Origin of the sequence: Roseococcus sp. YIM B11640 (assembly GCF_049727625.1) — a bacterium.
Lineage (GTDB): Bacteria > Pseudomonadota > Alphaproteobacteria > Acetobacterales > Acetobacteraceae > Roseococcus.
Window position 1 is genome coordinate 127,496 of record NZ_JBBJOZ010000004.1, and the last position, 26,511, is coordinate 154,006.

27 protein-coding genes are annotated in these 26,511 nt (G+C 65.6%); 21 read left to right on the forward strand and 6 right to left on the reverse strand.

Going from position 1 to position 26,511, the window contains the following annotated elements:
* Positions 1 to 20: 20 nt before the first annotated feature.
* The 8 genes from WJM96_RS17020 (at position 21) to WJM96_RS17055 (ending at position 8,182) form a co-directional block, all read left to right on the forward strand.
* Complete coding sequence (locus tag WJM96_RS17020; protein WP_424813727.1) at positions 21 to 1,073, forward strand: ABC transporter ATP-binding protein; 1,053 nt, start codon at positions 21 to 23, stop codon at positions 1,071 to 1,073.
* A 9-nt stretch (positions 1,074 to 1,082) separates the two neighbouring features.
* Positions 1,083 to 1,388 (forward strand): hypothetical protein, encoded by a 306-nt coding sequence (locus tag WJM96_RS17025; RefSeq protein ID WP_424813728.1) that lies wholly within the window; start codon positions 1,083 to 1,085, stop codon positions 1,386 to 1,388.
* A gap of 69 nt (positions 1,389 to 1,457) precedes the next feature.
* Positions 1,458 to 1,961, forward strand: coding sequence for a (2Fe-2S)-binding protein (locus WJM96_RS17030; RefSeq protein ID WP_424813729.1), 504 nt, complete (start codon positions 1,458 to 1,460; stop codon positions 1,959 to 1,961).
* A 108-nt stretch (positions 1,962 to 2,069) separates the two neighbouring features.
* Positions 2,070 to 4,439, forward strand: coding sequence for a xanthine dehydrogenase family protein molybdopterin-binding subunit (locus tag WJM96_RS17035; protein WP_424813730.1), 2,370 nt, complete (start codon positions 2,070 to 2,072; stop codon positions 4,437 to 4,439).
* 13 nt (positions 4,440 to 4,452) lie between these two features.
* The gene (locus tag WJM96_RS17040) at positions 4,453 to 5,247 is read left to right on the forward strand and encodes an FAD binding domain-containing protein (RefSeq protein WP_424813731.1); all 795 of its coding nucleotides are present in this window, start codon (positions 4,453 to 4,455) and stop codon (positions 5,245 to 5,247) included.
* A gap of 433 nt (positions 5,248 to 5,680) precedes the next feature.
* Entirely contained in the window at positions 5,681 to 6,076 is a 396-nt protein-coding gene (gene hpxZ / locus WJM96_RS17045) for an oxalurate catabolism protein HpxZ (RefSeq protein ID WP_424813732.1), read from the forward strand.
* Entirely contained in the window at positions 6,073 to 7,341 is a 1,269-nt protein-coding gene (locus WJM96_RS17050; protein ID WP_424813733.1) for an NAD(P)/FAD-dependent oxidoreductase, read from the forward strand. The genes hpxZ and WJM96_RS17050 overlap by 4 nt, the downstream gene beginning before the upstream one ends.
* Positions 7,342 to 7,438: 97 nt before the next feature.
* The gene (locus tag WJM96_RS17055; RefSeq protein ID WP_424813734.1) at positions 7,439 to 8,182 is read left to right on the forward strand and encodes a cold-shock protein; all 744 of its coding nucleotides are present in this window, start codon (positions 7,439 to 7,441) and stop codon (positions 8,180 to 8,182) included.
* A gap of 379 nt (positions 8,183 to 8,561) precedes the next feature.
* Here WJM96_RS17055 and WJM96_RS17060 read toward each other — a convergent pair whose 3' ends face one another.
* Positions 8,562 to 9,287, reverse strand: a complete 726-nt coding sequence (locus WJM96_RS17060) for an aspartate/glutamate racemase family protein (protein WP_424813735.1) — start codon at positions 9,285 to 9,287, stop codon at positions 8,562 to 8,564.
* 62 nt (positions 9,288 to 9,349) lie between these two features.
* Here WJM96_RS17060 and WJM96_RS17065 point away from each other — a divergent pair, with 62 nt between their 5' ends.
* The 4 genes from WJM96_RS17065 (at position 9,350) to WJM96_RS17080 (ending at position 12,577) form a co-directional block, all read left to right on the forward strand.
* On the forward strand, positions 9,350 to 10,330 hold the full coding sequence (locus WJM96_RS17065) for a Bug family tripartite tricarboxylate transporter substrate binding protein (RefSeq protein ID WP_424813736.1): 981 nt from the start codon (positions 9,350 to 9,352) through the stop codon (positions 10,328 to 10,330).
* A 102-nt stretch (positions 10,331 to 10,432) separates the two neighbouring features.
* Entirely contained in the window at positions 10,433 to 11,116 is a 684-nt protein-coding gene (locus WJM96_RS17070) for a GntR family transcriptional regulator (protein ID WP_424813737.1), read from the forward strand.
* 2 nt (positions 11,117 to 11,118) lie between these two features.
* Positions 11,119 to 11,616: a cysteine dioxygenase gene (locus WJM96_RS17075; protein ID WP_424814036.1), complete on the forward strand. Its 498-nt coding sequence runs from the start codon at positions 11,119 to 11,121 to the stop codon at positions 11,614 to 11,616.
* An 88-nt stretch (positions 11,617 to 11,704) separates the two neighbouring features.
* Entirely contained in the window at positions 11,705 to 12,577 is an 873-nt protein-coding gene (locus WJM96_RS17080) for a DMT family transporter (RefSeq protein ID WP_424813738.1), read from the forward strand.
* Between the two features lie 103 nt (positions 12,578 to 12,680).
* Here the strand turns inward: WJM96_RS17080 and WJM96_RS17085 are convergent, their stop codons facing one another.
* From WJM96_RS17085 to hutH, 3 genes are read right to left on the reverse strand one after another with little or no spacing between them, the layout of a single operon-like run.
* On the reverse strand, positions 12,681 to 13,094 hold the full coding sequence (locus WJM96_RS17085; protein WP_424813739.1) for a PaaI family thioesterase: 414 nt from the start codon (positions 13,092 to 13,094) through the stop codon (positions 12,681 to 12,683).
* The gene (hutI, locus tag WJM96_RS17090) at positions 13,091 to 14,290 is read right to left on the reverse strand and encodes an imidazolonepropionase (protein WP_424813740.1); all 1,200 of its coding nucleotides are present in this window, start codon (positions 14,288 to 14,290) and stop codon (positions 13,091 to 13,093) included. Before hutI ends, WJM96_RS17085 begins: the two co-directional genes overlap by 4 nt.
* On the reverse strand, positions 14,287 to 15,792 hold the full coding sequence (gene hutH / locus WJM96_RS17095; RefSeq protein WP_424813741.1) for a histidine ammonia-lyase: 1,506 nt from the start codon (positions 15,790 to 15,792) through the stop codon (positions 14,287 to 14,289). The genes hutI and hutH overlap by 4 nt, the downstream gene beginning before the upstream one ends.
* Positions 15,793 to 15,896: 104 nt before the next feature.
* On the opposite strand from hutH, the gene WJM96_RS17100 reads away from it, so the two are divergent.
* The gene (locus WJM96_RS17100) at positions 15,897 to 17,258 is read left to right on the forward strand and encodes a formimidoylglutamate deiminase (protein ID WP_424813742.1); all 1,362 of its coding nucleotides are present in this window, start codon (positions 15,897 to 15,899) and stop codon (positions 17,256 to 17,258) included.
* A gap of 44 nt (positions 17,259 to 17,302) precedes the next feature.
* On the opposite strand, the gene WJM96_RS17105 is transcribed toward WJM96_RS17100, so the two are convergent.
* Positions 17,303 to 18,346 (reverse strand): C-terminal binding protein, encoded by a 1,044-nt coding sequence (locus WJM96_RS17105; RefSeq protein ID WP_424813743.1) that lies wholly within the window; start codon positions 18,344 to 18,346, stop codon positions 17,303 to 17,305.
* 122 nt (positions 18,347 to 18,468) lie between these two features.
* Between WJM96_RS17105 and WJM96_RS17110 the strand changes: the two genes are divergently transcribed.
* A complete protein-coding gene (locus WJM96_RS17110) occupies positions 18,469 to 19,230 on the forward strand; it encodes an SDR family oxidoreductase (protein ID WP_424813744.1) in 762 nt (253 codons plus the stop codon).
* A 50-nt stretch (positions 19,231 to 19,280) separates the two neighbouring features.
* On the opposite strand, the gene WJM96_RS17115 is transcribed toward WJM96_RS17110, so the two are convergent.
* On the reverse strand, positions 19,281 to 21,068 hold the full coding sequence (locus WJM96_RS17115) for a gamma-glutamyltransferase family protein (RefSeq protein ID WP_424813745.1): 1,788 nt from the start codon (positions 21,066 to 21,068) through the stop codon (positions 19,281 to 19,283).
* A 62-nt stretch (positions 21,069 to 21,130) separates the two neighbouring features.
* Between WJM96_RS17115 and phnN the strand changes: the two genes are divergently transcribed.
* From phnN to WJM96_RS17150, 7 genes are all read left to right on the forward strand, one after another.
* A complete protein-coding gene (gene phnN / locus WJM96_RS17120) occupies positions 21,131 to 21,691 on the forward strand; it encodes a phosphonate metabolism protein/1,5-bisphosphokinase (PRPP-forming) PhnN (protein WP_424813746.1) in 561 nt (186 codons plus the stop codon).
* A gap of 138 nt (positions 21,692 to 21,829) precedes the next feature.
* On the forward strand, positions 21,830 to 22,615 hold the full coding sequence (gene rpsB / locus WJM96_RS17125) for a 30S ribosomal protein S2 (protein ID WP_424813747.1): 786 nt from the start codon (positions 21,830 to 21,832) through the stop codon (positions 22,613 to 22,615).
* Positions 22,616 to 22,653: 38 nt separating this feature from the next.
* Positions 22,654 to 23,565, forward strand: a complete 912-nt coding sequence (gene tsf, locus WJM96_RS17130; protein ID WP_424813748.1) for a translation elongation factor Ts — start codon at positions 22,654 to 22,656, stop codon at positions 23,563 to 23,565.
* A 71-nt stretch (positions 23,566 to 23,636) separates the two neighbouring features.
* Positions 23,637 to 24,362, forward strand: a complete 726-nt coding sequence (gene pyrH, locus WJM96_RS17135) for a UMP kinase (RefSeq protein ID WP_424813749.1) — start codon at positions 23,637 to 23,639, stop codon at positions 24,360 to 24,362.
* 16 nt (positions 24,363 to 24,378) lie between these two features.
* A complete protein-coding gene (gene frr, locus WJM96_RS17140) occupies positions 24,379 to 24,954 on the forward strand; it encodes a ribosome recycling factor (protein WP_424813750.1) in 576 nt (191 codons plus the stop codon).
* Complete coding sequence (gene uppS, locus WJM96_RS17145) at positions 24,954 to 25,694, forward strand: polyprenyl diphosphate synthase (RefSeq protein ID WP_424813751.1); 741 nt, start codon at positions 24,954 to 24,956, stop codon at positions 25,692 to 25,694. Before frr ends, uppS begins: the two co-directional genes overlap by 1 nt.
* Positions 25,695 to 26,510: a phosphatidate cytidylyltransferase gene (locus WJM96_RS17150; protein ID WP_424813752.1), complete on the forward strand. Its 816-nt coding sequence runs from the start codon at positions 25,695 to 25,697 to the stop codon at positions 26,508 to 26,510. It begins immediately after the preceding gene.
* Position 26,511 lies beyond the last annotated feature (1 nt).

The following is a 26,511-nucleotide window of genomic DNA, read 5'->3' on the forward strand; positions in this document are numbered from 1 at the left end:
GAAATGATCCGGAGCGGCCGATGAGCGGCGAGCGTATCCTCGAGGTCGCTGACCTCAAGAAGCATTTTCCCATTCGTGGCGGCCTGCTCGGTGGGACCGTTGGTTATGTGTATGCGGTCGACGGCGTATCCTTCCATATCGACAAGGGCGAGACCTTGTCGTTGGTGGGGGAGAGCGGTTGCGGGAAGTCCACGGTCGGCAAGTCGGTGCTACGGCTTTTCTCGCTCACGGCGGGCCAGGTCGTATTGAACGGCAAGCGGATCGACGACATGCCGACGGGTTCGCTCCGGCCGATCCGTCGGCAGATCCAGGTCGTGTTCCAGGATCCGTTTTCTTCGCTCAACCCTCGCATGAAGGTGCGCGACATCCTGGCCGAGCCGATCAAGAATTTCGGGCTTGCGAAGGACAGCAAGGATCTGGAAGAGCGTATCGGCCAGCTCATGGACAAGGTTAGGCTGCCGCGCGATGCCGTGAACCGATGGCCGCATGAATTCTCCGGTGGTCAGCGGCAGCGTATCTGCATTGCGCGGGCGCTGGCGGCAGAGCCTGACGTGATCGTCTGCGACGAGGCCGTATCGGCCTTGGATGTCTCGGTGAAGGCGCAGATCGTGAACCTCCTGCAGGATCTCCAGCAGGAGCTTGGTCTGGCCATGCTCTTCATCAGCCATGATCTGGCCATCGTCGAGCACATGACGCATCGCGTTGCCGTGATGTATCTCGGCAAGATCGTGGAGGTCGCGGAGCGTCGCGCGCTCTTCGGCGGTCCTCGCCATCCCTACACGGAAGCGTTGCTCTCCGCCGTGCCGGTGCCGGAGCCTGGTGCGGCGCGGGAGCGTATCGTGCTCAAGGGCGATGTGCCGAGCCCGATCAAGCCCCCGCCGGGCTGCCGATTTCATACGCGCTGCCCCTATGCCTTCGACCGGTGCCGGTCCGAGGAGCCGCAGTTGCGGGACGACGGCCATGGGCATTTCGCGGCCTGCCACCTGCACGATCTGCCGGCGGCGCAGAACCCGCTGCTCAACCGTGCCACGCCGACGGCCTTCCGGACCGACGCCAGCCTCGGAACGGCCTGAGGTCTCGCTGTGTCCGGCAGGCGCGTCACCTTTGTCGCCAGAGCGCCGCGTAGCCTCTTCGGGCGGATTTGCTACTGGGCCTTCATCGGCTTCAACCTGTTGATGCTGGTCCTGTCCGCCTCGAACTGCGCAGTCGTCCTGCCCTATATCGCCTCCGAGGACCCGGACGTGGCGATGGGGGCAGGGATGTTCGGCGCGCTTTTGGCGGCCGGCATTTGGACGATATGGCCGCTCGGCTTCGTCGTCCTCGGCCTATTGGCACTGCTGACGCGAGGCCGCCGCCTTACTCTGGAGCATGATCTGCCGCCCTCGTAACGCTTGACGAGGAGCCCGGCAGATACGACTCTTGGAAGCTGAGACGCCAACACACAGGGAGATCGCGCGATGCCGCAGGTGACGCTGAGCGTGAACGGGAAATCGCACACGGTCGAAGTCGAGGGCCGCACGCTCCTGGTAGAGCTGCTACGTGAGAAACTGCGCCTGACCGGAACTCACGTGGGCTGCGATACCAGCCAGTGTGGTGCATGTGTCGTTCATATCGACGGCAACAGCGTGAAGTCCTGCACCACCCTGGCGGTGATGTGTGAGGGAAGTTCTGTCACGACCATCGAGGGCTTGGCGAAGACCGATGGAACGCTGCACCCGATGCAGGAAGCCTTCCGCGAGTACCACGCCTTACAGTGCGGGTTCTGCACACCGGGCATGGTGATGTCCGCCGTGGACCTGGTGCAGAAGCATCCCGAGGGCCTGTCGGAGGCCGAGATCCGCGAGGGGCTGGAGGGCAATCTCTGCCGCTGCACCGGCTACCATAACATCGTGAAGGCCATCGCCGCCGCGCAGGACGTGATGCACGGTAAGCGGGAGACCATTGCGGCCGCCGCCCAGTAAGGGCGGCCGGGCCCAACCCTTGGGCCCGCTACTACTGCATCCGGCGGATGCTCGCCGGATCCCCGTACATAGACAAGCGACACCAAGTCGCGGGACAGGGAGGTAGCTATGAACGTGGCGGCGTTCGAAGGCATCGGTGCCAGCGTGAAGCGCAAGGAAGATCTACGGTTCCTTTCGGGCCGGGGCCAATACACCGACGACATCAACCGGCCCGGCCAAGCCTATGCCTGGATTCTTCGCAGCCCGCATGCTCATGCGCGCATCGGCGCGGTGGATACATCTGCTGCGGCGGGGATGCCGGGCGTGCTGGCCATTTATACCAGCGCGGACCTCGCGGGTATCGGCGGATTACCCTGCGGCTGGCAGATCCATAGCAAGGACGGCTCGCCCATGGCCGAGCCGAAGCATCCGGTCCTCGCCGAGGGCAAGGTGCGCCATGTGGGCGACCCTGTCGCGGTGGTGGTGGCTGAAACCCGTTCCCAAGCGCGCGATGCGGCCGAGGCCATTCAGGTCGACTATCAGGCGCTCCCGGCGGTCACCGCCACGACGGCCGGTCTCGAAGCGGGTGCGCCGCTGGTGCACGACGATATTGCCGGCAACCTCTGCTATGACTGGCATATCGGCGACAAGGCGGCGGTGGACGCAGCCTTCGCCCATGCCGCGCATCGCGTGGTCTTCGAGACGACAAACAACCGTCTCGTCCCCAATGCCATGGAACCGCGCAGCGCGGTCGGCGACTACGACACCACGACCGGAGAGCACACACTCTACACCACCAGCCAGAATCCGCACGTCATCCGCCTGCTGATGGGCGCCTTCGTGCTGCAGATTCCCGAGAGCAAGCTGCGCGTGGTGGCGCCCGATGTGGGCGGCGGCTTCGGCAGCAAGATCTACCATTACGCGGAGGAGGCCATTGTCACCTGGGCCGCGGCGAAGCTGGGCAGGGCGGTAAAATGGACGGCCGACCGTACGGAATCCTTCATGTCCGACGCTCATGGTCGTGACCATGTGACGCGCGCGGAGCTTGCCCTCGATAAGGACGGCAAGTTCCTGGCGCTGCACGTCGCGACCCAGGCCAATATGGGGGCTTATCTCTCGACCTTCGCACCCTGCGTGCCGACCTATCTGTATGCGACGCTGCTAGCCGGCGTTTACTCCACGCCCGTGATCTACGCAGAGGTGAAGGCGGTCTTCACCCACACCGTGCCGGTGGACGCCTATCGCGGCGCCGGCCGCCCGGAGGCGACCTATCTCCTCGAACGTCTTGTGGACGTCGCGGCCAAGCAATGTGGCTTTGACCGGGTGGAGCTGAGGAAGAAGAACTTCATCGCCACAGACGCCTTCCCCTACCAGACGCCGGTCGCCCTGCAATATGACAGCGGGGACTACTTCTCGACGCTGAGCCAGGCGCTGGAGACATCTGCCTGGGCGGGCTTCGAAGCACGGCGAACGGAGGCGGCGGCGCGGGGCCGGCTGCGCGGTATTGGCATCTCCACATACCTTGAGGCCTGCGGCATCGCGCCATCCGCCGTGGTCGGCTCGCTGGGCGCGCGGGCGGGTCTCTATGAGGTCGGCACGATCCGCGTGCATCCGACGGGCAGCGTCACCGTGCTGACCGGCGCTCACAGCCATGGGCAGGGTCACGAGACAACCTTCGCGCAGCTGGTGGCCGATAAACTCGGTGTCTCTGTCGCGCAGGTGGATGTGGTGCATGGCGACACGGCCAAGGTGCCCTTCGGCATGGGCACCTATGGCAGCCGATCGTTGGCGGTCGGTGGCTCGGCCATGGACAAGGCGATGGACAAGATCATCGCCAAGGGCAAGCGAATCGCAGCTCACCTGATGGAAGCCAGCGTGGACGACATCGAGTTCGAGCGCGGCACCTTCAGGGTCGCAGGCACCGACAAGTCCAAGGCGTTGGCCGAGATCAGCCTCGCGGCCTACGTCCCGCATAACTACCCGATCGACGAGATCGAACCCGGCCTGGAGGAAACGGCCTTCTACGACCCGAAGAACTTCACCTATCCCGGCGGCTGCCACATCGCCGAGGTGGAGATCGAGAAGGAGACGGGGAAGGTCACGCTCATCAACTTCACCGCGGTTGATGACGTCGGCCGCGTCATCAACCCGATGATCGTAGAGGGGCAGGTTCAAGGCGGCGTCGCGCAGGGCGTGGGCCAGGCTCTCATGGAGAATTGCGTCTATGACGGCGCGGGCCAACTCATCAGCGCCTCCATGATGGACTACACCATGCCGCGCGCTGACGACCTCGCGCCCGTTAGCGTCGCGACCCACAGCACCCTCTGCACGCATAATCCACTGGGCGTGAAGGGCTGCGGGGAGGTGGGGGCCATTGGCTCGCCGCCGGCCGTCATCAACGCCGTCGTGGATGCGCTGCGCGACTATGGCGTGACGCATATCGAGATGCCCGCGACAGCGCCGAAAATCTGGTCCATCATTCACGGCAGCACGCACTGAGGGAGCCTCAGCCATGTACGACTTCAACTACACCAAGCCTTCCTCCGTCGCGGATGCCGTGAAGCTCCTGGCGGCGGACCCCGACGCGAAGACCATCTCCGGTGGCCAGACCCTGCTGCCGGCTCTGAAGCACCGCCTGAACAAGCCGACGACCGTCGTGGACCTCACCGGCATCGCGGAGATGAAGGGGGTGAAGCGCGAGGGGAACACCATTGTGATCGGCGCCCTGACCAAGCATGTCGAGGTCGCGAACAGCGCCGAGGTGAAGGCCGCGATTCCCGCGCTGGCACAGATGGCTTCCAATATCGGCGATACGCAGGTCCGCAATCGCGGCACGCTCGGCGGTTCGGTTGCGAACAACGATCCGGCAGCGGACTACCCGGCGGCGGTGCTGGGGCTCGGCGCGACGGTCGTGACAAGCAAGCGCGAGATCCCGGCCGACGAGTTCTTCCTGGGAATGTTCACCACGGCGCTGGAGCCGGATGAGCTGCTGGTCGCGATCAAGTTCCCGATCCCCGAGAAGGCGGGCTATGCCAAGATGCGCAACCCGGCGAGCCGCTATGTCATGGCCGGTGCCTTCGTCTCCAAGGGGCCGCAGGGCATCCGGGTCGCGATCAATGGCGCAGGCCCCTGCGTGTTTCGCCAGGCGGAGATGGAGGCGGCGTTGGCTTCGTCGTGGTCGCCCGAGGCCGTGGCCGGCATCAAGCAGGACGCCGATGGCCTGAACGGCGATATCCATGGCAGCGCCGAATATCGCGCCCATCTCGTAAGCGTGATGGCCAAGCGAGCGGTCGCGGCCGCCGGCTAAAGCCATCGCCATCTGGAGGAGGCACGCAGCGCCGCCTCCGCTTGCATGCCGAGGTTGGTACGCATCCTGCGCGTGCATTCCGCTTGGTCCTCGGGTGCAATGCGCTGCGCCATTCCCTGCCAATAGCGGTGCCAGATGGCGATACGTTGCATCGCGGCCTCGCTACGCCCCACTGCGCGCTGTTGCGGGGCTAGGCGCTGAAAGTTGCGCTGCCAATCCTAGCCGCAGTGGACCAGCACGCCGTTGGTGATGGCCAGTATCTGGACCCGCCCGGCCTGGGCCTCGCCGATGGTCTGGGGCCAGGATGCGCTGGCCCTCCGCACGGCCGGCGGGCTGGGCGCCTGCCGGACGGGGTAAGTATGAGCAGAGCCAAGGCCAGGAATCGCACGATGCGGTGCTTGTCTCGCTGCGAATCCGTGGCAAGCATCGCCCCATGGAACTCGACGATCCCGGCGTCATCGCCGAAGCCCGCGCCGTCTTCGACCGCTACGAGGACGCGCTCATGAACAACAGGACGGAGGTGCTGGACAGCATCTTCTGGGCTGACCCGCGCACGGTCCGTTTCGGCGTCACCGAGATCCTCTACGGGATCGACGCAATCCGTGCTTTCCGCAATAGCGTGAAGGCCTACGCGCAGCGGGTGCAGCGCAAGGTCCATATCACGAGCTTCGGCAGGGACTTCGCATGCACGCATCTGGAGTACGAGCGTGTCGGCACCGGCCTGATCGGACGGGAGACGAAGATCATGGTGCGCCTGCCTGAGACCGGCTGGCGGGTAGTCTCGGCCCACGTGTCGCTTCTGGCGAGCCAGGATCCGGGGCGGCAATGAGCGCGGATAACCAACTCGTCGTCATCGGCGGCGGCGTCGTGGGTGCCTGTGTCGCCATCCATGCCCAGCGCGCGGGCTTCGAGGTGACGATGATCGAGCCCGCGGCGCCCGGTGGCGAGCAGGCGGCGAGCTACGGCAATGGCTGCTGGCTCAGCCCCTCCAGCACCGTGCCGCCGGCGGTGCCGGGCCTTTGGAAGAAGGTGCCGAAGTTCCTGAGCGATCCGCTCGGGCCGCTCGCCATTCGTTGGAGCTATTTTCCCAAGGTCTGGCCCTGGCTGCTGCAATACCTGCGCGCGGGTTCGACCGAGGAGAAGGTGCTCAAGACGGGCCACGCGCTGCGGGCACTGGTCGCCGGTGCGCCTGCCCTGCACGCCGCGCTGGCCGAGGAAGCGGGGGTTGGCCATCTGATCGAGCGTCGCGGCCTCCTCTACATCTTTCCCGATCGCGCGGCCTTCGAGGCCGAGGCGCTCGCCTGGCGCGTCCGTGCCCAGACCGGCGTGAGGTGGATCGAGATAAGTGAGGACGAACTCCGCCAACGCGAGCCGGACCTCGATCGGCGCTACACCTTTGGCATCCTGGTGGAGGAGGGCGGGCATTGCCGCGATCCCGGCGCCTATGTCGCTGCCCTGGTGGCGCTCGCCGAGGCGAACGGCATGCGACGGGTGACGGCAAGGGCCTCCGGATTCCGGGTCGAGGGCAGGCGCCTCAAGGCAGTCCATACGGACCAAGGCGAGGTCCCGGCGGGCCGGGCGGTCATCGCGGCGGGCGCCTATTCCAAGGCCCTGGCGCGTGAGGCAGGTGATGACCTGCCGCTGGAGACGGAGCGCGGCTATCACGCGGTGATCGCCCATCCCGAGGCTGCGCCAAAGATGCCTCTGATGCCGTCAGACGGCAAAATGAGCATCACAATGACAGAGCAGGGCCTGCGCGTGGCGGGCCAGGTGGAGATCGCTGGACTCGCAGCCGCACCCAATTGGAAACGGGCGGATATTCTGAGGGACCATCTCCTTCGCAGCTTCCCGGGCCTGCCTCGAGAAATTGCTTCCGAAAGGATCAAGGTCTGGATGGGGCACCGGCCATCCATGCCGGACGGGCTTCCTTGCATCGGTCCAGCTTCACAAACAACTGACATTCTTCATTGTTTTGGTCATGGGCACGTTGGTTTGGTGGCTGCGCCCCGTAGTGCGGAGCTCGCTGTGGCTCTGATCGCGGGAACTAGGGCGCCTATTTCTGCGGAGCCTTATTCGCCTCGCCGGTTCTACTGATGTTTTCACGTGCATTCTTCTTCGAGGGGTGCCATGGTTCGCGTACTCGGCCAGCATCCCGTTCGGCCGAGAACACTAGCGTGGATTGAAGAAAGACGTGTCTGACGATTATTCGCCTTCGGGCGGTGACACCGGCCTGATCGAGGCCAAGGTCAAGTGGTACAACGGCCGCAAGGGCTTTGGCTTCGTGCTCGGGCCTGATGGGCAGGACGTGTTCTTCCACGCATCCGCTCTAACCGACGCGGGTATCGACCAGCCTGACACCGACGATGTCCTCGTGTGCGAGATCGGCTCCGACCGCCAGGGGCGCCGCCTTGTCACGCGAATCACCGAGTTGAAGCGCGGCCCCGGTGGCGGTGGCGCTCGCGGTGGTTTCGGTGATCGTCCTCCCCGGCGTGACTTCGGTGGTCCTGGCGGTGGTTTCGGTGATCGTCCTCCCCGGCGCGACTTCGGTGGTCCTGGCGGCGGCTTCGGTGATCGTCCTCCCCGGCGCGACTTCGGTGGTCCTGGCGGCGGCTTCGGCGATCGTCCTCCCCGCCGCGATTTCGGCGCTCCCGGCGGTGGCTTCGGCGGTCCGCGCGGCGGTGGCTTTGGCGATCGTCCGCCGCGCCGCAATTTCGATGAGGGCACCGGCCCCGTCTATCCGCTGAACGGCACCGTGAAGTGGTTCGATCAGGTGCGTGGCTTCGGCTTCGTGACGCCGGAAGACGGTGGCCAGGATGTATTCCTGCACTCGTCCGTCCTCACCCGCGCTGGTCGTACCGACCTGCAGCAGGGCGAGAAGGTTTCGCTCGACGTGCGTGACGGCCAGCGTGGCCGCCAGGCTGTTGGCATGAAGTAAGCATTTCGCTTCAAAGCGAAATGCAGGGCCCCGGACGGAGACGTCTGGGGCCTTTTTTGTTTGTTTACCTCTGCTCCTGCAGTTTGCTGGAATGCGCGCCGCCCTGGTCCTGCTGTTCTTCGCCGTGCCAGCCGCCGCGGTCGCGCAAGTTCCCGTCTGCAATAGCCTGCGCGAGGGAATGACGGCCTGCTTCGATGGGCGGCTTTGCCGCTGCCGTCACGAACCCCCCGGGTCACTGAGCGGTCGACCAGAGGGCTATCGCTGGGACTGCGGAGCGCTGCGCCCAGATTGCCGGCCTGCCGAGCCCATCACTCCCTGGCCCAGCATCGTTCCGAACATATATCTCGACGGCTCGCGCGCCGCGCCGCGTAAGTAAAGCCTACGACCAGCGGCGTGGCCTCAACCCGGCCTGGAACCAGCAAATCATCGAATAGATGTCGTAGACCGGCAGGCCCGTCTCGGCGGCCAGATCTGCCGCGTAGGGCGGCATGTTCGTGCATTCCAGTACGATGGCCCCGACATCCGGATGCCGCTTCAGCAGCCGTGCGCCGGCATCCAGGATGTCCTGCCGCGCGAGTTCCACATTCATATCCTGCTTGGCGCCACGGATAAGTACCTGGAAAAATTCGCGTCCGCCTTCGGTGCCCTCGACGGGCGTATCCACCGGCACGCCGGCGCCCTCCAGGTGCTGGGCGCTGAGACCTGCGCCGTTCACCGTCACGATCCCCACTCGCTTGCCGGGCGGTAGCGTCGCCTGCACCCAGGGCACCTGCATCATGGACGAGGTCGCGACCGGCACCTTGACGGCCGACGCGAGTTCCGCCTGGAAGAGTGACAGGAAGCCGCAATTGGTGGTGATGGCCTCAGCTCCCAGATCCACGAGGTCGCGCGCCGCGTCGACGAAGGCATCCAGCAGCCCCGCCGCGCCCTGCTCGACCACACGGCTTGGGGAGGCTCCCCTTACCACCCGGAACAGGACCGGGAAGGGCCAGGTCTCCCCATTCCCCATATCGCCCAGGATGCGCGGAAAACGGGCCTCGAGCATGAGAATGCCGAGCGGCGCGCCATATACGGACTTGCCGCCGCGCGCGATGTGACCGGCCATGATTTCCCTCAGAGATGCACGCACCTAGATTGCGCCCAACCCAGGCTTTGGAGAACCCGCCCATGCTTCGCCGTTCGTTCCTCGCCCTGCCACTTGCGGCGCCGGCCATCGCTGTTGCCCAGGACGGGCCGTTTCCCAACCGGCCGATCACCATCTACAGCGGCTTTCCAAACGGCTCGGGCATCGACATATATGTCCGCCGGATGGCTGAGCCGCTGGGCAAGGCTCTGGGCGTCACCATCCTTGCGGACAACCGCACCGGCGCCGGCGGCAATATCGGCTCGGATTTCGTCGCGAAGTCGCGGCCTGATGGCTACACGCTCTATTTCGGCACGGCTGGCACGCACGCCATCAATGCGACGCTCTATCGCACGCTGCCTTTCGACGTGATCCGCGACTTCACGCCTATCTCCCACCTAGGCGACGTGCCCAACATCCTCACCGTCTCACCCGAGAAGCGGCCGCAGTTCACCGATTGCTCGGCGCTGCTGGCGGCTGCCCGCGCCAATCCGGGCCGGCTCAACTATGCATCCACTGGCAATGGCGCCTCGACGCACTTGGCCGGCGCGCAGTTTTCGATGGCCGCGAATATTGACGTGACGCACGTGCCTTATCGCGGCCAGCCGGGCGCACAGACTGCGCTGCTCGCGGGTGACGTAGACTTCTTCCTGAACCAGTCCGGACCTGCCATGGGCGCGATGCGCCAAGGGCAGGTGAGGGGGCTTGCCGTCACCACGGCTCAGCGACTGGCGGTCCTGCCGGACGTGCCGACGGTGGCCGAGGCCTGCAACCTGCCGGGCTTCGTCAGCACGACGTGGTATGGGCTGTTTGGCCCCGCCCATTTGCCTGCGCCGGTCCTGGAGAAGATTTCCTCGGCGGTGACCAGCGTCCTGCGCGACGCGGAGTTCAGCAAGTGGCTAACCGAAAACCAGGGGATCTCGCTGCCGCCGGTTTATACGCCGGCCGAATTCGCTGACATCCAGCGGCGCGACGTCGCCGCCTGGGGCGAGATTGTGCGCCGTTCCGGGGCGGCGGTGGACTGATTGGCTATTAGGCCGGCGCTGTCCGGCCTCATTTTCCCTGTTGCAGAAGTACGTCCTGCAGCAGTAGAACTGCTCTGACATGTCAGGGATCAGCGCAGCCAAATGTCGCTTTTGACAGCCCTGGAAGCTCCGCCTTCCCTGACCGAGCGCGCCGTGGCCGAACTGCGGCGGGACATACTTGCCGCCAGGCTCGCGCCCGGCGAAACCGTGTCCGAGGCCGCCGTTGCCCAGCATCTGGAGCTCGGCAAGGCGCCGGTCAGGGCTGCTCTGGCACGACTAGCGGAAGAAGGGTTGGTCACTGCCGTTCCCCGGCGCGGCTGGATGGTCAGCCTCGTCACGATCCGCGACATCCACGAGGTCTTCGACCTCCGCCTGATGCTGGAGCCCGAGGCGGCGCGCCGCGCGGCAGGCCGGGTGGATGCAGAGATCCTCGCCAGGCTCGATGCTGTCTGCGCCGAGGGTTACGACTGTTCCGACGAGGATAGCGCGATGCGGTTCCTCGAAGCCAACAAGGCCTTCCACGTCGCGATCGCCGAGCTCGCTGGCAACGCGCGTCTGGCGCGCCAGCTTGCCCGCCTGCTGGACGAAAGTACACGCATGCTCGTCCTCGGCCTCCGCCCTCGCGACCGTACGGGCGAGATGGCGCACGAGCATCACGTGCTGGTGGAGGCACTGGCCCTCGGCCGTGCCGAGGATGCCGCGCGCATCATGCATGAACAGGTTTCGGCCAGCCGCCAGATGGTGCTGGCTGCGCTCACCGCCCCGGATGCGAGGACCGTGCTGTGAACATGATCGCCCCGCTGACGCGCATCGACGCGCTGCTCGCGGACATCCGGGTCGCTGCCCGGGTGTCGTTGGAGGAGCGCCCGAAAGCAGTGGCCGCCGCCATCCAGCCACATCTGGACGATCCGATGCTGCTTTCGGGCAAGGACTATCCCTGCTGTCCGGATCGCTACATCCGCCACCTGCTGGGCGAGGGCGAGGGCTATGCGGTCGTCGCGCTGGTATGGCGCCCGGGCCAGATGTCGCCTGTCCACGCGCATCGCACATGGTGCGCGCTCGGCGTCCATCGTGGCGTTCTGACCGAGCATTTCTTTACACCCGGCGAGGTGCCGGAGCCCGCGACCGCGCATCTGCGTCGGCGAGGCGCCACCAGCCACGGTCCGGCTTCGCCTGAGCTCATCCACCGCATCGCCAATTGCTCGGCCGAGGTGGCGGTCTCGATCCATGTCTATGGCGTTCCCTTCTCCGAATTCGCCGATGGCGTGAACGAGGTGCTGGCGTAACCTTCGCTGCCCTGGGTTGACGCGAGGGGCTGGACTGCCACCCTGACACGGCGATGCCAGCGCCGTGTTGAATCTCAATCCTCGCCTGTTGTTGGGCCTTCTCCTCGGCGCCCTCGCCTCCGTGATCTGGGGCGGGCATGCGGTGGTGGCGCGGCTGGCCTTGGTGGGCCAGGGTTTCCACGTCCTCGATATCCTCTTCTGTCGCTACGTCCCGGCCTCGTTGCTGCTGCTGCCGCTCGTCTGGCGCCACCGTGAGGAGATGCGGCGGCTGGGCTGGCGACGCATCTTCGTGCTCTTCCTCTTCGCTGGCGCCGGGAATCTCGTGTTGTTCGTCTCGGCGCTGCGTTTCGCGCCGGCGACGCATGGCTCGACCATCGCACCCATGGTCTCCCCCATCTTCGGCGCATTTCTTGCCTGGTGGCTGCTCGCAGAGCGGCCGACACGCGGACGCCTTGCGGCGCTGGCGACCATGCTGGCCGGCGTTCTGATCATCGGTTGGGACGGGCTGGGCCAGCATCCGGGCGCCTGGCGCGGCGACCTGCTGCTGATGGCGGCCGGCGGTACTTGGGCGGTCTTCACGGTGCTGTTGCGGCGCTGGCAGGTCTCCGCCATCCCGGCGGCAGCGGCGGTGACGCTGGTCTCGCTGCCCTTCATCTTTCCGCCCTTCGTGCTGTTGCGCGCCGATGCCTTCTTCGCGCTACCGATAGGGCTCATCGCCTGGATGCTGGTGGCGCAGGGGGTGCTGCTGGGCAGCATCTCGATGCTCCTCTTCGCGCGCAGCGTGGAGATGCTGGGCGCCACGCGCGCCGCTACGCTCTCCGTGCTGGTGCCGGTAACGGGACTTATCCTCTCGGCTGTCGTGGTGGGTGAGCATATCGGGCCGGTGAAGGCGCTCGGGGCCGCGCTCTGCACAGGCGCGATGCTGGCGGCGGTGCTCTTCACGGGCCGCCGCGTCGGCTGAGCGCGATGGACGGGCGCTCGCGCTATCGACCCGGGAGGTGCAGGAAGCCCTTCGGACAACGCGCGCAGCTCTATGACCGATGCACGCTGCGCGCGGTCATCGGTTAAGTCTTCGGCTTACTTCTGACCCAGCTGGTCGTGATGTGCGCGGCAACATCCTCGCTTCCCACGCGTGTCACCAGCACTTCACCGAAGACCGTGCGACCGCTGCCCTTGAGGACGCGGGCGGTCGCGATAATCGGCCCTGGACCGCAGGCACGGAGGAAGTTCACGTTCATCGCTGTCGTCAAACTTTCGTCCCTGCCTCCTGTGGCCGCCAGCAACGCGGCCCACATGGCGACATCCGCAAGGCCCATGATGGCAGGACCCGAGATCGTGTTGCCTGGCCGCAGCACCCGGCGGCTTGGAGGCAGCTCGAGCCGCGCGAAGCCTGGCGAAGCGTCCAGAACGCGAACACCCCATTCGGCGCTGAGGGGTACGCCCGCGTAAATGATAGCCTCGATCTCCGCCGGACTCATGCGGCGGCTCCGGCGACCACGCGGCCGATGCACGGGTTGCCACCCAGCCAATAGCAAAGTTCAGCGGGGCGGCTCACCGCGTAAAGCGCCAAGTCGCAGCGCATTCCTTCCGCCAACTCACCGCGATCCTTGAAACCCAGGGCCGAGGCAGCGTGCTTCGTGACGCCCAGCAATGCCTCGGCGACCGTCAGCCGGAACAGCGTGCAGCCGAGGTTGAGCATCAGAAGCAAGGAAAGTGCCGGCGACGACCCGGGATTCATGTCAGTGGATAGGGCCATGCGGCAGCCGCATCTCCGCATGGCGGCGATGTCGGGAAACTGGCTTTCCCGCAGCGTGAGCGTCGCCCCGGGGAGAAGCACGGCCACCGTGCCGGCTTGCGCCATTGCTGCGATGGCCTTGGCATTGGAGCGCTCCAGATGATCAGCGGATAGCGCACCGAAGCGGGCGGCGAGCGCCGCGCCGCCGCCATCGCTAAGCTGATCGGCATGAAGCTTCACGGGCAAGCCGAGGCCCTGGGCAGCCTCGAAAACCATCGCCGTTTCCTCCGGGGTGAAGGCAATATTCTCACAGAAGGCATCAACGGCGTCTGCCAAGCCTTGGGCAGCAGCGGCAGGTACGATAACCTCAGCGACATGTTTCGCGTATTCGCTCCGGCGCCCAGCGTATTCCGGAGGGGTGGCGTGGGCGGCGAGGAGGCTCGTCGCCACACTCACGCGCCGTGCCTTGCCCAGGGCGCGGGCAGCGCGAAGCTGGCGCAGCTCGGCACCCAACTCCAGCCCGTAGCCGGATTTCACTTCGACCGTTGTCACACCCTCGCGGAGCAGCCCGTCGAGGCGGGGCAGGGCGGCGGCGACCAACGCTTCCTCCGATGCCATGCGAGTCGCCCGCATGGTGGAGAGAATGCCGCCGCCTTGGCGAGCGATCTCCTCGTACGAGGCGCCTGCCAGCCTGGCTTCGAACTCGCCAGCGCGATTGCCGCCGAAGACCATATGCGTGTGGCAATCGATCAGGCCGGGTAGGATCCATGCACCGCCACAATCGGTGGTTGGCGCATCATGGTCGGGCAGGCTGGTGCGCGGCCCGGCATAGGCGATCAGCCCATCCTTCGCAGCGATGGCGCCATCCTCGACGAGGCCCAGGGTGCCGTCACGCATGGTGGCTAGATGGGCGTTCAGCCAGACATGGTCGAAGCTCACGGGAGCTTCACCTGGTCAGCGAGGCTGGGCAGCAGTGCACGGGCGGCTGCGATGTCGGGCGCCATCAGGCGGTCCTGGTTCCAAGGCGCCACCTCCATGCGTAGCGCGGCAAACGCAGCCTCGAGTGGCGGCGAGGTCGTCAGGGGGCGATGGAAGTCAATACCTTGCGCGGCCGCCAGCCACTCAATGGCGAGTATTCCTTCGAGATTGTCGAGCATGGGCCGAAGCCGCAACCCGGCCCCGGTCGCCATGGAGACATGGTCCTCTTGGTTTGCGGAGGTCGGCATGCTGTCCACGCTGCGTGGATGGGCTAGCGACTTGTTCTCGCTGGCGAGCGCCGCGGCCGTCACCTGCGCGATCATGAAGCCGGAATTCAGGCCGCCCGTGTTCACCAGAAATGCCGGCAGGCCCGAGAGTACCGGGTCGGTTAGCAGGGCGATCCGGCGCTCGGCGATCGCACCGATTTCGGCGACAGCGATGGCGAGCGTATCGGCCGCAAATGCCACTGGCTCAGCGTGGAAGTTGCCGCCTGAGAGCAGCTCGCCGCCCGCGACCAGCAGCGGATTGTCGGTGACCGCATTGGCCTCACGCTCCAGCGTGGCGCCTGCCTGCTCGATGAGATCAAGGCAGGCGCCGGCAACCTGCGGTTGGCAGCGCAGGCAATAGGGATCCTGAACACGCACATCGCCATGGCGGTGGCTTTCCCGAATCGCGCTGCCGGCCAGTAGTGCCCGCAGCGCCTCAGCAGCACGAATCTGGCCAGGCTGGCCCCGAAGCGCGTGGATGCGCGGATCAAAGGGCGTGTCGGAGCCCCGGGCGGCGTCGACGCTCATCGCACCCGTCAGCAGCGAGGCACGCAGCAGGTCTTGCGAACGGAACAGGCCATCAATGGCCAGGGCAGTCGAAACCTGGGTGCCGTTCAATAGCGCCAGGCCCTCCTTGGGGCCGAGCGTCACGGGCTCGCGGCCAATAGCGGCCAGCGCCGCTTTGCCGTCGCGGCTCGTTCCTTCGCCGTCAGTGGCCGAGCCCTCGCCCACCAGCACCAGCGAAAGATGGGCGAGAGGCGCCAAGTCACCCGACGCGCCGACCGAACCCTGGGAGGGTACGTCTGGCAGCATATCCGCGGCCAGCAGTGCGAGCAGGGTCTCCACGATTTCCGGCCGCACACCCGAGGCCCCGCGCGCCAGAGACAGTGCCTTCAGCGCCAATGCCAATCTCACCACGGGGCGTGGCAATGGCGTGCCGGTCCCCGCTGCGTGGCTCCGCAGCAGGTTGATCTGCAAAGTGGCTAGGTCCTCGGCCGGGATGCGGGTAGAGGCCAGCTTTCCGAAGCCCGTGTTCACGCCATACAGCGGCTCCCCGCTCGCCAGGGCCTTCTGTAGTGTGGCGAGCCCGTCGGCGACATCGGCCTTCCAGCCATCGGCCAGAGCGAGCGGTCTTCCGTCTCTGACGGCGCGGATCTGGGCGAGGCGGGCCTGCCCCGCGGGAATGATCTCTGTCATCGAGCGAGGATAAGGGGGCGGTGCCTGCCCTGTCATCGGGGCGGGGTTGCCTGGCCGGGGGCGCAACGCGATGTTTTCACGCCACCGTCGTGCAGGAAGCCTCCATGCCTGAATTTCTCGCCGCTCACGCTCTACTGCCCGAGGGTTGGCGGCGCGACGTCCGGATCGCCAGTGATGAGGCCGGGCTCATCACTGACGTTACGCCGGGCGCTCCGCGGGGCGGACCGGCACACTTCCTGCGTGGCCATGTGATTCCTGGTGTCGGTAACCTGCATAGCCATGCCTTCCAGCGGGCCATGGCAGGCGGAGCCGAGCGGCGGAGCCCCGCTGGCCGCGACAGCTTCTGGTCCTGGCGCGAGACAATGTACCGCTTTGCGCTGACGATCTCGCCGGAGGATGCGCAGGCAATCGGCGCGATGGTTTATGCCGAATGCCTGACGCGCGGGTTCACCCACGTCGCAGAATTTCACTACCTTCACCATGCGCCCGACGGCTCGCCCTACGTTGATCGTTCGGAGATGGCGCAGCGCCTTTTCGCGGCAGCCGAGGCCGCGGGCATCGGCATCACCATGCTGCCGAGCCTCTACCGCCATGGCGGTATCTTCGGTGCCCCGCCGCATGAAGGGCAGCGGCGGTTCCTGAACGATCTGGATGGCTTTCAGGAAATTGTGAACCGTGTGCGTGCTACCGCCGGTCGCCAGCGCAATGCCGCATGGGGCGTGGCGCCACACAGCCTACGCGCCGTGACCCCCGCGATGCTGGAGGCGATGGCCGAGTTCGACGCGCCCATCCACATTCATGCTGCCGAGCAAGAGAAGGAGGTCCAGGAGTGCCTGCACGCCACGGGCCTCCGCCCTGTCGAGTGGCTGCTGCGTAACTGCCCCCTCGACCGCCGCTGGGTGCTCATCCATGCCACGCACATGAGTGAGGCCGAGACGCGCGAGTTGGCCGCGACCGGCGCGGTAGCTGGCTTGTGTCCGAGCACCGAAGCCTCGTTGGGTGATGGCATCTTTCCTTTGCCGGCCTATCTCGCGGCCGGGGGAATACTCGGTCTCGGCACCGACAGTCATGTCGGTACCGATCCTGCCGCCGAGATCCGCCAGCTCGAGACCAGCCAGCGCTTGGCGCTGGAGCTTCGGAGTGTGGCGACGGACACGGAGCGGCCGCATCCCGGGCGTGGGCTGCTGGAGCGCGCGCTGGAAGGCGGGGCGCAGGCTTGCGGCGTTGCTATGGGTGCCATCGCGGTCGGCAAGCGTTGTGATCTGGTTGAGCTGGACGACGAGCATCCAACCCTTGTGGGCCGCGAGGGCGACGGCCTGTTGGACGCCTGGGCATTCGGGCCCGCCGACCGCATGTCACGTAGCGTCGCAGTCGGCGGCGTAGTGGTCGTGGAGTCCGGGCGCCACATTCGCGAGGGTACGATCCGCGAAGGCTTTGCAACCGTCATGCGAAAGCTTGGCGCCTGATTCGTCGTTGGACGCGGGAGGGGGCAGGCCCTCCCAACCGGGGTCTAGCTATTCGGGCCCCGGCCGAGGCCCACGGGCTGCCAACGCTGCAGCTTGGTGTTTTGGAGAACGGCCGGGTTCACGCAGCTCATCGGCCATTTGCCCGACAGCACGAGCGCTAGCTCGCTACCCACGCGACGCTTCCGCGCTTCGTCGAAACGCGCCGAGGCCGAGGCCGTGTGGGCGGAGAGGATCACGTTATCCATGCTGAGCAGCGGATTGTTGTGCGACGGAGGCTCGACCTCCAGCACATCGAGGCCGGCATATGCGAACCAACCCTCACTCAGCGCCTTGATGAGCCCGGATTCATCCACGGTGGGCCCGCGACCGGTGTTGATGAAGATCGCGCTCTTCTTCATCAGCTTGAAGTGCTCCTCGCGCAGCATGTGATGGCATTCCGGCCGGGCCGGGGCGTGCATCGACACGAAGTCCGACATGCTGAGGAGTTCGCTCAGCGAGACGGGCATCACGCCATGCTCGCTGATCTGTGTCTCGTCGAGGAAAGGATCATAGGCCACGACGCGCAGTCCGAAGGGGGCGGCTCGCTTGGCCACCGCTCGAGCCACGCGGCCGAAGCTGATGAGACCCAGCGTCTGGCCCATAAGCCGAGGGATCTTGAGCAGCGCCGGCCGGCCTTCCTTCCAGCGATGCTCGCGCACCATCTTGTCCTGCTCGATCACGCGGCGGAAGGTCGAGAGCAGCAGCGTCATGGCGTGATCGGCGACCTCCTCGATGAAGGTATCGGGCACGTTGGTCACCGGGATACCGGCGCGGGTCGCGGCCTTAACATCCACGCTATCCACCCCGACGCTGCCGAGCGTGATGACCTTTACGTTCTTCAGCGCCTCGATGATCTCGGCCGTGATCGGGATTCCTTTGGCGTAGATCGCGTCCGCATCCTTGGCGGCGGCGATGAAGCCCGCGGTGTCGGTCGGTGCCTCCACCATCTCCGCATCCATACCCTGCAGGGCCTCCATCTCGAGGTCGTATCCGCCTCCGGCGACGGTGAAGCTGGCCCCTGCGGGGGTGACAATGCGGAACTTCGCCATGGCGTTTCTCTCCCAATCTTCTTCCTGCGAGCGAAGCATGCTCGCGCCAGGGCGGCAAGCCGGGCTCTTGCACGTGGCGCGGACCTATCTAGGCTTCACGGCGCAAAAGGGGAGGGATTGCGATGGGCAAGCTATCCGGTCAGGTCGCCTGGATCACGGGCGCGGGGAGCGGCATCGGCGAGGCGGCGGCAATCGCGCTGGCGAAGGAAGGGGCGGCCGTCGTTTTGACGGGGCGAACCAAGGAAAAGCTCGAGAAGGTGGCCGCCGAGGTCAAAGCGATCGGTGGCGTCGCGCACGTGAAGGCGGCCGATCTCACAAAGCCGGCTGCGGTTCAGAAGGTCGCCGACTTCATCGGTGAAAAGCTTGGCCGGCTCGACACCCTGGTCAACAATGCCGGCGTCAACATCCAGCAGCGAACCTGGCGCGATCTCAAGCCGGAGGGCGTGCAGGAGCTGGTCAACGGCAACCTCTTTTCTGCCTTCTACTGTGCGATGGCGGCACTTCCCCTCATGCGGGCGAAGGGCGGGGGACTGATGATCCACACGGCCTCAATGGCCGGGCGCTTCGTGAGCCCGCTCTCTGGAGCGGGCTATACGGCGGCGAAGCATGCGGTCGTCGCGATGAGCCACAGCCTCAACATGGAGGAGTGTGGCAGCGGCATACGCTCCTGCGTCATGTGCCCCGGTGAGGTGAGGACGCCCATTCTCGACAAGCGGCCGAACAAGCTCAGCGACAAGGAGCTTTCCGAGATGGTCCAGCCGGAGGATTGCGGGGCTTTGGTAGCGTTTATCGCGACGATGCCGGCGCATGTCTGCATCAACGAGGTACTGATCACGCCCACGCGTAACAGAAGCTACCTTGCGCAGCAGCAGCGTAAGCTCTGACAAGCCATCCCTCAGGCGCCAAGCAAATGCTTGGCGCCTGAGGGGAAGACTCAGCGCCCCACCGCGTAGCCCTGCATACCGCGCGGATTGGCGCCGGCGAAGATCTGGCCATCGCCTTCACGGCGGGCGCCCGTGAGGCGGCCTTCGCTCCAGTCGCCACCCATTTCGGCCTTGTGGCCACGCGCGCGGAGAGCGGAGAGGACTTCCGCCGCGAAGCGTCCCTCCAGCACCAGCTTCCCGGGCTTTGCGCCACGGGGCCAGAAGCTGCTGACCCAGTGCTCGGAATGGAAGGAGGGCAGGTCGATGGCCTCCTGGATGTTGAAGCCGTGGGCCAGCATGCGTGTCAGCATGATGGGCTGCCACTGGTCCTGCTGCTCGCCGCCTGGTGTTCCGAAGCTCAGCCAGGGCTGGCCATCGCGAAGCACCATGGAAGGCGAAAGCGTGGTCCTCGGGCGCTTACCGGGCTTGAGGCCATTGGGCAGGCTCTCGTCCAGCCAGAACATCTGGCAGCGTGTGCCTAGGCAGAAACCCAGTTCGGGAATGGCGGGCGAAGACTGCAGCCATCCGGCCGACGGAGTGGCGCTCACGAAATTGCCGTGCCGATCGATGACGTCCACATGGCAGGTGTCGCCACCCGACGCGCCCAGGCGAGACACCGTCGGTTCGCCCGTACCGGCGGCCATCGCCATCGCCTCCGCCCGTTCGATGGCAGCGGCGTAGTCTACACCCCTGGCCGGCAATCCGTCCGGGTTCCCCGGCCGGAATTCCAACGACGCATCATGCGAGATCAGCGCCCTACGCGCGTCGGTGTATGCCTTCGAGAGCAGCGTTTCTATCGGAACGTCGGTGAAGTCGGGGTCTCCGTAGAAGGCCTCTCTATCTGCGAAGGCGAGCTTCATGGATTCGGCGACGTGGTGGACGAACGCATCGCCCACTGGATCCATCGCCGCGATATCGAAGCCCGACAGCAGCGCCAAGGTCTGCAGCATGGCGGGCCCTTGGCTCCAGGGGCCGCATTTCAGGACTGTGGTTCCCATGAAGTCGTAGGCCAGCGGCTTCTCGATGCCGGCTCGCCAGTTGGCCATGTCCTGGGCTGTCAGGGCGCCGGCGTGACGTTCGCCTGAGGTGTCCATGGCCGGGACGCGGCCGAAGCGTTCGATAGCCTCTGCGACGAAGCCCGAATACCAGGCATCGCGGGCCGCCTGGATCTCGGCCTCTCGATTGCGGCCCGGGGCCTCGGCTTCGCGAAGCACGCGCTCATAGGTGTCGGCCAGGACGGGGTTGGCGTAGAGCTGCCCGGGCTGAGGCCCGCCGTTTCGGAGCCAGATCGCGGCGGAAGACGTCCACTCCGTCTCGAACAGCGGCCGGACGCTTGCGACAGTCTGGGCAATCCGGGGCACCATGTGAGCGCCATGGCGCGCATAGGAGATCGCGAAGGCCAGCACATCCCGCAGCCGCCAGGTACCGTGGTGGAACAGCATCGAGGCCCAGGCGTCGAAGGCGCCGGGAATGGGAGCGGCCAGGAAGCCGGTGCCGGGCATCATGTCGAGCCCGAGCTTCGACTGGATGAGATCGACGGTCAGGCCGGCCGGTGCCGGGCCCTGACCGCAGATGACACGTTGCTGCCCCAGCTTCGCGTCATGCAGGATGATCGGGCAGTCCCCGCCGGGGCCATTCAGATGCGGCTCCACGACCTGGAGGGTGAAGCCAGCTGCCGCCGCGGCGTCGAAGGCATTGCCGCCCCTCTCCAGCACCGCCATGCCGACCTGGCTCGCAAGCCAATGGGTCGAGGCGACAGCCCCGAAGGTTCCTGCGATCTCAGGGCGGGTGGTGAACATCGGGCGCCTTTCATAGAGGGCGCGATCTGGGCAAGAATGGGGAACGGGGTCAATCCGGAGGGATGATGATCTGGGTGGCTCTGGCTGGCCCGTCGGGCGCGGGCAAAGACAGTCTGTTGAATGAGGTGAGGGCCGAAGTGGCGGGGGATGCCCGCTTCCATTTCGCGCGACGGACCATCACTCGGCCGGCCGACGCCGGAGGCGAGGAGCATGAGGCTGTCACCGGCGCTGAGTTCGAAGCGCTTTCTTCAGAAGGGCGCTTCATCCTGCAATGGGCAGCGCATGGGCTCCGCTACGGAATTCGGCGAAACGAGGCTCCTGCCGAGAAACTCGTCGTAATCAGCGTGTCGCGTTCGGTTCTGCACGAGGCTGCCGCGATTCGTCGGCTTCGGGTTGTGCAGGTCACCGCGCCTGTTGGGGTTCTGGCCGAACGGCTGCGCCGGCGCGGCCGCGAAACCGAGGAGCAGATTGCTGGGAGGCTTGAGCGTGAGATGAGCCTTCCCTCCGGGCTGGATATCGTGACGATTCAGAACGATACAACGATTTCGGAGGGCGCGGTGCGACTCAGGGCGGTGCTGGAAGCGGCCGCCTCATCTTGCGTCGATGAGGCTTTTCGGTCATAGCGACGCCAGCCGGCGGGAGGGCCCGCCGGTAATCCACACGCGGCGCCCCCTTCCGATTTGGCAGGGTCCGGTCTCGGCTGATGCCGGGGTTTGCGCCGCGGAGGCTCAACCGGACTGATTTGGAAGGAGTTTTCGCCCATGGCGATGCCCGACGTTTCCCTGCGCCAGCTGCTCGAGGCCGGTGTGCATTTTGGCCACCACACGCGCCGCTGGAACCCCCGCATGGCGCCCTACATCTTCGGCGTCCGCAACCAGGTCCACATCCTCGACCTGCAGCAGACCGTCCCGATGCTGGAGCGCGCGCTTCGCGCCGTCCGCGACACTGTGGCCGGTGGTGGCCGCGTCCTCTTCGTGGGCACCAAGAAGGCGGCGGCCGAGTATGTGGCTGAGGCGGCAACCCGCTGCGGCCAGTACTATGTGAATCATCGCTGGCTCGGCGGCATGCTGACCAACTGGAAGACCATCACGGGTTCCATCAAGCGCCTCAAGGAGATGGACGCGCGTCTGCAGGGCGACATCCAGGGCCTGACCAAGAAGGAAGTGCTGATGCTGACCCGCGAGCGCGATAAGCTAGACCGCGCGCTGGGCGGCATCCGTGAGATGGGCGGCCTTCCGGACATGATTTTCGTCATCGACGTGGTGAAGGAGAAGCTGGCGATCCAGGAGGCCAACACGCTGGGTATTCCCGTGGTGGCCGTCGTGGACAGCAACTCCGATCCCTCGGGCGTTACGTTCCCGATCCCGGGCAACGACGACGCGATCCGCGCCATCAATCTCTACTGCGACCTCGTCGCGGCTGCCGTGTTCGACGGCATCTCCGCGGAGCTGCAGGCTTCGGGTCGCGACGTCGGCGCGTTGGCCGAGCCGGTGGCTGAGGAAGCGCTTGAGCCGGCGGCGGAAGAGGCTCCGGCGGCCCAGGCCTGATCTGATATTCGAGCGCCATATCTTAAGGAGCACGAGCAATGGCTGAAGTGACGGCCGCCATGGTGCGGGACCTGCGCGAAGCGACGGGTGCCGGCATGATGGACTGCAAGAAGGCGCTGGTGGAGACCGCCGGCGATGTGGAGGCGGCGATCGACTGGCTCCGCAAGAAGGGTCTTTCTGCGGCGGCGAAGAAGTCCGGCCGGGTGGCCGCCGAGGGTCTGGTGGGCGTTGCCTCCGGCCCCGGCGTCGCCTCGATGGTCGAGGTCAATGCCGAGACGGACTTCGTTGCGCGCAACGAGGCCTTCCAGAACTTTGTCTCCGAGGTGGCTGGCCTGGCACTTTCGGTGGGCGACGATCTGGAGAAGCTGAAGGCTGCGACCTTCCCGGGAACGACGCACAGCACCCAGGAAGAGCTGACCAAGATGATCGCCACGATCGGCGAGAATATGTCGCTCCGCCGCGCCAAGGTCTTCCGGGTGGAGAAGGGCGCTGTCGCGACCTACATCCATAACGCTGTGAAGCCGGGCCTCGGCAAGATCGGCGTTCTGGTCGCCCTCGAGGGCGAGGGCGAGGAGCCGGTGATGGAGACGCTCGGTCGCCAGATCGGCATGCATGTGGCCGCGACCCGCCCCGAGGCGCTGGACGTCTCCGCAGTGGAGCCGTCCGCTCTTGAGCGGGAGAAGGCCGTGCTGACGGAGCAGGCAATGGCCTCCGGCAAGCCTGAGGCGGTGATCCAGAAGATGGTTGAGGGCCGAATCCGTAAGTACTACGAGGAAGTGGTCCTCCTCGAGCAGGTCTGGGTGCACGATGGCGAAAGCCGGGTTAAGGCTGTCGTGGCCAAGGCCGGGCTAGAGCTGAAGGGCTTCGCCCGTTTCCATCTGGGTGAGGGCATCGAGAAGCAGGCTTCGGACTTTGCGGCCGAGGTTGCCGCGGCTTCTGGCGTCTCCTGACTCGATAGAAGAACGTGGAGCGGCATCCGCCGCTCCACTCGACGAACCCCTCGAACAAGCCGGACCTCCCGATGAGCGAATCGCCTCGCTACAAGCGCGTGCTTCTGAAGGTCTCTGGCGAAGCCCTGATGGGCGAGCGCTCTTATGGGCTTGATGTAGCGACCCTGAAAGCGATCGCGCAGGATGTCGCGGGCGTGGTCGCCTTGGGCGTTGAGGTCGCCATCGTGATCGGTGGGGGTAATATCTTCCGCGGTATTGCGGGCGCGGCCACCGGCATGGACCGTGCGCAGGCCGACTACATGGGCATGCTAGCGACCGTGATGAATGCGTTGGCGATGCAGTCGGCTCTGGAGAAGATCGGCGTTCAGACGCGGGTGCAGTCCGCGATCGAGATGAGCTCCATCTGCGAGCCCTACATCCGTCGGCGCGCCATGCGCCATATGGAGAAGGGAAGGGTGGTGATTTTCGGGGCCGGCACGGGGAACCCCTTCTTCACGACCGATACCGCTGCTGCGCTCAGGGCCGCTGAGATGGGCTGCGATGCTCTTCTCAAGGGCACGCAGGTCGATGGTGTCTACGCTGCGGACCCTCGAAAGAATCCTGATGCCGAGCGGTATACGACGCTCAGCTACCTCGAAATGCTCTCTCGCGATCTGGCGGTGATGGACGCTGCGGCCATCTCGGTTGCGCGCGAGAATCATTTGCCCATTATCGTCTTCAACATCCATGAACCTGGGGCCTTCACGGCTGTGATACGTGGCGAGGGCCGCTTCACCACCGTGACCGACGCCCCCTGATAGCGAGGCTTATGTCATGCCTGCCGCGCCCCCCGACAATAAGACCCTGAAGGCCGATCTCGTCCGCCGTATGGACGGTGCGCTTGAGACGCTCAGGAAGGAATTCAATGGCTTGCGGACTGGACGAGCAAGTCCGTCCTTGCTCGAGCCGATACGCGTCGAGGCTTATGGCAGCAATCAGCCGCTGAGCCAGGTCGGCAATGTCTCGGTGGCTGGGCCCTCCATGTTGCAGGTCCAGGTTTGGGACCGCTCCGTGGTGAAGGCGGTAGAGATCGCGATTCGCGACTCTGGGCTTGGCCTCAATCCGCAATCCGAGGGCCAGACCATTCGCGTTATGCTGCCGCCCCTGACAGAGCAGCGCCGGAATGAACTGGCGAAGACCGCCGCGAAGTACTCCGAGGGGGCAAAGGTTGCCATCCGGGGTGTGCGTCGAGACGGGATGGAGCAGGTGCAGAGCTGGAAGAAAAAGTCCGAAATCGGCGAGGACGACGCGAAGCGTTGGTCTGATGAAGTTCAGAAGCTCACGGACGACTATGTGAAGAAGATCGACGTCTTGCTTGCTGAGAAGGAAAAGGACATCAAGACCGTCTGATGTCGGCCTTTCCAGCCCTGCAGCCAGGAGCGGTTGGCGAGCCTCCTCGTCATGTTGCCATCATCATGGATGGCAATCGTCGATGGGCGCAGGCTCGTAGTCTTCCCGTGGCCCTGGGCCACCGGGCGGGCGCCGATGCGGCGCGCCGTACCATCGAGGCTGCGATCGGAGCCGGTGTCTCCTGGCTTACCCTTTTCGCGTTCTCTTCCGAGAACTGGGCTCGCCCGGCTGACGAGGTTCAGGAACTCACGGCTCTTCTGCGGCACTATCTGCGCGCGGAGGTCAATCAACTTAGCCGCGAAGGGGTTCGGCTTCGCGTGATCGGCGACCGTGGTCGCTTCGGAGATGAAACTCTCAAGGCAATTGACGCAGCCGAACAGCGCACCGCGGGAGGCTTGCGCCTCAACCTCACTGTCGCCCTGTCCTATGGGGCCCGAGCGGAGATTGTGGCGGCCGCGAAGTCGGTTGCAGCGGCAGCTGCGAAGGGGGAGCTAAACCCGGAGGAACTGGACGCGACGGCTTTCGAATCGCGATTGTTTACGGCGGGAATGCCGGATCCCGACCTCATTATCCGGACCTCGGGCGAACGACGTCTATCCAATTTCCTCCTTTGGCAGGCCGCTTACGCTGAACTGACCTTCCTTCCGGTCCTTTGGCCGGATTTCGGTGTCACGGATTTCAATGCCGCCTTGGCAGACTATGCCGTTAGGGAGCGGCGTTTTGGCGCCCGCATCGGCTGAATGGGCAATTGGGGAGATCTGCGGAAGCGCGCTCTGACGGCGGCGCTTCTGGGGCCCTTGTCCCTGATTTGCGTCTGGGTGGGAGGCGTCTGGTGGGCAGGGTTGCTCGGCCTTTCCCTCCTGGCAATGGCGTGGGAATGGGCTCGCCTTTGCGGCAGCACGATTGCCCGTTTGCCGGGAATGCTGATGCTCACGATTGCCCTCGCGTCCTTGGTCTGCGCCTTGGCTGGTTGGCCCGCTGAGGGACTGGCGTTGGCGCTGGGCGGTGCGGTGTTAATCGCTTTAGCGGGTCGCTCTTACGGATCTGACCGGTGGGCGTGGTTGGCCTTCGGGGCCGCCTATCTCGGCGCTGCCGGCGTCGCTCTGATCTTCCTCCGCGGTGATCCTGACGTCGGGCGAGCCAATATCATCTTCCTTCTGGCCATTGTTTGGTCGTCGGATATCTCGGCTTACGTGATCGGCCGGGCTTTCGGTGGACCCAAACTCGCGCCAGCCATTTCGCCCAACAAGACTTGGTCGGGTGCAATGGGCGGGCTTGTGGGCGCATCGCTGGTGGGACTTGTGGCTACGATGCTGACAGGCTCTTGGGGCTCTTTTGGCTGGGCTATTTTGGTCGCCGCCATTCTTGGCGTTGCCACGCAGGCTGGCGATATATTCGAAAGCTGGATGAAGCGCCGGTTCGGGGTGAAGGATTCGTCAGGCTTGATTCCAGGCCATGGGGGAGTTCTGGACCGCCTGGACGGGCTGTTGGCAGCGGCCCCGATGGCGGCGCTGGTCGGCGCCGCGAACGGTGCCACTATGCTTCTTTGGAGGTAGG

Bases quoted from the DNA above. Each gene is read 5' to 3' on its own strand.
- uppS (WP_424813751.1), top strand. From the start codon at position 24,954: ATGTCGGCCTTTCCAGCCCTGCAGCCAGGAGCGGTTGGCGAGCCTCCT.
- phnN (WP_424813746.1), top strand. From the start codon at position 21,131: ATGATGATCTGGGTGGCTCTGGCTGGCCCGTCGGGCGCGGGCAAAGAC.
- WJM96_RS17065 (WP_424813736.1), top strand. From the start codon at position 9,350: ATGCTTCGCCGTTCGTTCCTCGCCCTGCCACTTGCGGCGCCGGCCATC.
- WJM96_RS17110 (WP_424813744.1), top strand. From the start codon at position 18,469: ATGGGCAAGCTATCCGGTCAGGTCGCCTGGATCACGGGCGCGGGGAGC.
- WJM96_RS17115 (WP_424813745.1), bottom strand. From the start codon at position 21,068: ATGTTCACCACCCGCCCTGAGATCGCAGGAACCTTCGGGGCTGTCGCC.
- WJM96_RS17040 (WP_424813731.1), top strand. From the start codon at position 4,453: ATGTACGACTTCAACTACACCAAGCCTTCCTCCGTCGCGGATGCCGTG.
- WJM96_RS17100 (WP_424813742.1), top strand. From the start codon at position 15,897: ATGCCTGAATTTCTCGCCGCTCACGCTCTACTGCCCGAGGGTTGGCGG.
- WJM96_RS17035 (WP_424813730.1), top strand. From the start codon at position 2,070: ATGAACGTGGCGGCGTTCGAAGGCATCGGTGCCAGCGTGAAGCGCAAG.
- WJM96_RS17150 (WP_424813752.1), top strand. From the start codon at position 25,695: ATGGGCAATTGGGGAGATCTGCGGAAGCGCGCTCTGACGGCGGCGCTT.
- WJM96_RS17075 (WP_424814036.1), top strand. From the start codon at position 11,119: ATGATCGCCCCGCTGACGCGCATCGACGCGCTGCTCGCGGACATCCGG.
- WJM96_RS17105 (WP_424813743.1), bottom strand. From the start codon at position 18,346: ATGGCGAAGTTCCGCATTGTCACCCCCGCAGGGGCCAGCTTCACCGTC.
- WJM96_RS17050 (WP_424813733.1), top strand. From the start codon at position 6,073: ATGAGCGCGGATAACCAACTCGTCGTCATCGGCGGCGGCGTCGTGGGT.
- hpxZ (WP_424813732.1), top strand. From the start codon at position 5,681: ATGGAACTCGACGATCCCGGCGTCATCGCCGAAGCCCGCGCCGTCTTC.
- WJM96_RS17020 (WP_424813727.1), top strand. From the start codon at position 21: ATGAGCGGCGAGCGTATCCTCGAGGTCGCTGACCTCAAGAAGCATTTT.
- WJM96_RS17060 (WP_424813735.1), bottom strand. From the start codon at position 9,287: ATGGCCGGTCACATCGCGCGCGGCGGCAAGTCCGTATATGGCGCGCCG.
- pyrH (WP_424813749.1), top strand. From the start codon at position 23,637: ATGAGCGAATCGCCTCGCTACAAGCGCGTGCTTCTGAAGGTCTCTGGC.
- hutH (WP_424813741.1), bottom strand. From the start codon at position 15,792: ATGACAGAGATCATTCCCGCGGGGCAGGCCCGCCTCGCCCAGATCCGC.
- frr (WP_424813750.1), top strand. From the start codon at position 24,379: ATGCCTGCCGCGCCCCCCGACAATAAGACCCTGAAGGCCGATCTCGTC.
- WJM96_RS17030 (WP_424813729.1), top strand. From the start codon at position 1,458: ATGCCGCAGGTGACGCTGAGCGTGAACGGGAAATCGCACACGGTCGAA.
- WJM96_RS17070 (WP_424813737.1), top strand. From the start codon at position 10,433: ATGTCGCTTTTGACAGCCCTGGAAGCTCCGCCTTCCCTGACCGAGCGC.
- tsf (WP_424813748.1), top strand. From the start codon at position 22,654: ATGGCTGAAGTGACGGCCGCCATGGTGCGGGACCTGCGCGAAGCGACG.
- WJM96_RS17085 (WP_424813739.1), bottom strand. From the start codon at position 13,094: ATGAGTCCGGCGGAGATCGAGGCTATCATTTACGCGGGCGTACCCCTC.
- rpsB (WP_424813747.1), top strand. From the start codon at position 21,830: ATGGCGATGCCCGACGTTTCCCTGCGCCAGCTGCTCGAGGCCGGTGTG.